This window comes from Micromonospora sp. NPDC049102 (genome assembly GCF_043197485.1).
Classification (GTDB): Bacteria; Actinomycetota; Actinomycetes; order Mycobacteriales; family Micromonosporaceae; genus Micromonospora.
In genome coordinates, this window is record NZ_JBICTE010000065.1 from 1 (window position 1) to 3,918 (window position 3,918).

The window sequence follows — 3,918 nt, forward strand, 5'->3', positions numbered from 1 at the left end:
CCCGTCTTCCCACGACTCAACCAACCCAACGCTAACCACAATGAACCAACGAGCCGCATCCACCCGAAGTTGCGAACCACCGTTGCAGTACTAGGAGGAAGCCTCATGCGAACCGCACCACGAACCGGACCGGCGATCGGACGACGTGTCGCCATCGCGGCGACCGCACTGTTCACCCTGTTGCTCGTCCCGACGCTGGCGACCGCCGCGCCGCCCTCCATTCAGGCCCCGCGGCCACCCAGCGGTAACACCGATGAGCCCTCGGCCGCGGTGCCCGACCGGGAGCGCGACCGGGTGCTGCCCCGCGGCTGGCGCTCATCCGACGACCGCATCATGATCACCAGCGGCGACGCCGCCGGTCTGCACGTGCTCGTCGCCGACCAGAGCGCCGGCTATGCCTGGCGTACCGTCGCCACGCTGGCCGAGCCCGGCTTCGACGCGGATCAATGGATTGGCAACGCGTGCGTCACTGGCTCCGGTCGGCGGGCCTTCGTCGTCTACGCGCCGCGAACCTTCGCCAACGACGCCAGCCTGTTCGACCGCGGCGCGTTCACGGCCGTCGTCGATCTGCAGACAGGTGCGGTGACGAAGCTGCCCAGCCTGTCCACGCTTGCGTACTTCAGCCCCGGTTGCGGTGCCGGCGAGACGGGAGTGCTCACCCGGTTCCGCGACGACGAGGTGCAGGGCGCGGCCCAGACCCGGCTCAGTGTCGTCAGTGCGACCGGTCAGGAGGCGATCCGCGAAATCTCGCTCGACGGAACGATCACGTCGGCCGTGCCGGTCAAGGCCGGTCTGGTGGCGGCCAACGGCGCGCGGCTGGTCCGCATCCCGGACAAGGGCGCCCCGATCGGCCTCGTCCGGACCACAAATGTGCCGTTCGACCTGCGGGCCGACGGCTCGGGTGCGGTCGTCTACACGGAGCGGTCAGGGGACCGGGTCCGGATCAACCGAACCTCGGCCCGGCCTGGCGCGGCGGCTTCGCTGCTGGCCACCGGTGTCGCCGGCAGTGTCGGCCCGCTCTCGCCGGTCGGCGGCCGCGTGTTTCTCGCCGGTGCTCCCGACACGGTCGGCAGGCTGCCGACCAGCGTGGTCCGCACGAAGGCTGGCCGCTTCGCGCCACTGTCCAGCCGAGGCCACTTGACGGTCACGAAGCTGGAGCAGCAGCGACCGGGCAGCGCCGGCGCCGATCCGTCCGGGTCTCGTTCGCTGCGCATCGACGCCGAGGTCGTGGCCAGCGGCCAGCGGGTCAGCTTTGCGGTGGCGTCCACGAAGGCGGCGGGGCGGTCCGCCGAACACCCGATCATGGCCGGGAGCGGTGCTCGGGGTCTCGTCGCGGGCTCGCCGACCGACCCGGTCGACGCCGACCGGACCTGCTCTGTGCCGCGCAACGATCCGCGCACCCAGGTGTACCAGCCGACGCCCCGGCAGGTGGAGTGGGCGGCCGATCAGGCGGTCACGGGGCACCTGACGATGACCCGACCGGCCAACTGGCGGCAGTCGGGCCTGCCAACGTGGAGCCCACAGGGGATGTTCCCGCGGCCGGCCCTCGCTGGCGGGGGACGCGTCCCGGTCCAGGTGCTGCTCGGCATCCTGGCCCAGGAGTCGAACCTGTGGCAGGCGTCGAGTGTCGCCCTGCCTGGCGCTACCGCCAATCCGCTCATCGGCAACTTCTACGGTCGCGAGCTGTACAACCAGAACACCGGCGATGACTGGATCATCGATTGGAGCAGCGCGGACTGTGGCTACGGGGTCGCCCAGGTCACGGACGGCATGCGTCTGGGTGATCCGGCCCGCACCGCGAACCAGCAACGGGCGATCGCCCTGGACTATGCCACCAACATCGCGGCTGGGCTGCGGATCCTGGTGGCGAAATGGAACGAGACGCGCGCGGCCGGGCTGATCGTCAACGACTGCGATCCGGCAAACATCGAGAACTGGTTCTTCGCGGTGTGGGCGTACAACTCGGGCTTTCATCCCAAGGCCGACGCTGGCCAACCCTGGGGGGTGGGCTGGGCCAACAATCCGGCGAACCCGCGCTATCCGGCCGACCGGCTGCCGTTCCTCGAGTACGCGTACGCGGACGCCGCCCACCCGCAGTACTGGCCGTACCAGGAGAAGGTCCTCGGCTGGGCGGGCCACCCCATCGACTCGGTGGTCGCGCCGGACACGATGATCGCCGGCTACCGGGCCGCATGGTGGACGACGGAGGCGAACCGGGAGACGGCGAAGCCGCCCGTCGACCAGTTCTGCGACAGCTCCAACGACTGCCACCCCGGAATGGTCTTCGTCCCGAACGATCCGTCGGTGGCCGGCGAGCCGGCCGGTCCGTGCGGCCACCGCAACGCGTCCGGGAAGTACGACCTGCAGTGCTGGTACCACCAGTCCACCGCCTGGAAGGACTGCAACACCGATTGCGGGTACGAGCTCCTGCGGTTCGATGAGACGTACCCTGAGCAGCCGGATGGTGTGAGCTATCCGCCCAACTGCGCGCTGGCGGGCCTGCCAGCCGGCGCCCTGGTCATCGACGACGTCGCCGACTCGGTGCCCTCGGTGCGCACCTCGTGTGGCCACCCCTGGATCAACCAGGGCACCTTCGGCCTCACGTTCGCCGCCGACGGCTCGGGCACGTACCCGTCGAAGGTGGACTTCCACCAGATCGGTGGCGGCTTCGGCGGCCACTTCTGGTTCGCACGCACGCGCCAGAGCGGCGAGGCGCAGATGAAGGTCACCGGCACCTGGACCCTGAACCGGTCGCTGTCCGGCTGGGCGCGGGTGATGGTGCACATGCCGGACCATGGGGCCCACACGCAGCAGGCGAGGTACGAGATCGACCTCGGCAACGGCACCAAGACCCGAGTCGTGCTGCAGCGGACCCTGCAGAACCGTTGGGTGTCGCTCGGGGCGTTCCCCTTCGTGGGGGTGCCACGGGTCCGGCTCAGCTCGCAGACTCTGGACGGCACCGGCAATGACGACATCGCCTTCGATGCCGTCGCGATCCAGCCGCTGCCCGGCAAACCGCACGATCAGGTCGTCGCACTCGGGGACTCGTACTCGTCCGGAGAGGGCGCCTCGGTCACCGGCGGTGGTGACTACTACCGCGAGACTGACAACAACGGCGGCGACGAGGCCACCCGCAACGCCTGCCATCGCTCGCGCAACGCCTGGAGCCGCAAGGCGGTACTTCCGTCGTCGTCGCAGCCGATCGGCATCCGGGCCGATGCCTGGGACACCTCGATGGACTACCACCTGCTGGCCTGTTCGGGTGCCTGGACCAACGGCGTCATGCCGCTGCTGCCCTACCGCCCCGGGCCGGATGACAAGCACGTGGAGCAGTACGGCGAGCTCAACCAGCTCGACCGCGGATTCGTCGACGAGAACACCACGCTCGTCACGCTCTCCGTCGGCGGCAACGACGCCCTGTTCGGCGACATCATCAAGAAGTGCATCGCGGACTTCTTCCATGACTGCCAGGACGAGACGCTCGACGGCGAGACCCAGCCGCTGAGGGTCACCGAGCCGCAGCTGCTGAATACCGTCGAGCCCAAGGTGGCCGAGGTTCTACGCCAGATCCACCTCAAGGCGCCGAACGCCAAGGTCCTGCTCATGGGATATCCCAGGCTGATCGAGAACGACGGCGTCTGCCTCGCCGGCGTTGCGGGCACCGGCATCAGCCCGGCCGAGACGCAGTGGCTGGCCCAGATGGGTCAGCTGCTGGACCAGCATCTGGCTGCTGCTGTTGCCACGGCGAACGGCCAGGGCACGCGATGGGCCTGGTACTCCGACCCCAACGACGAGTTCGCCGGCAAGGGTGCCTGCGGCTCACTGTCAAGCCCCGGGTTTGATGGAGAGTTGGTTAGCTGGTTTTCAGGGACGCGGTGACCGGATGGGTCATCGCGTGTAGTTGCTCGTGCTCGGCGG

The 3,918-nt window shown here is 69.2% G+C and carries 1 protein-coding gene; it reads left to right on the forward strand.

The genetic code is table 11. The features are described from left to right. Window positions 1-105 precede the first annotated feature (105 nt). Entirely contained in the window at window positions 106-3,879 is a 3,774-nt protein-coding gene (locus tag ACGFH9_RS30765) for a hypothetical protein (RefSeq protein ID WP_393226368.1), read from the forward strand. Window positions 3,880-3,918 lie beyond the last annotated feature (39 nt).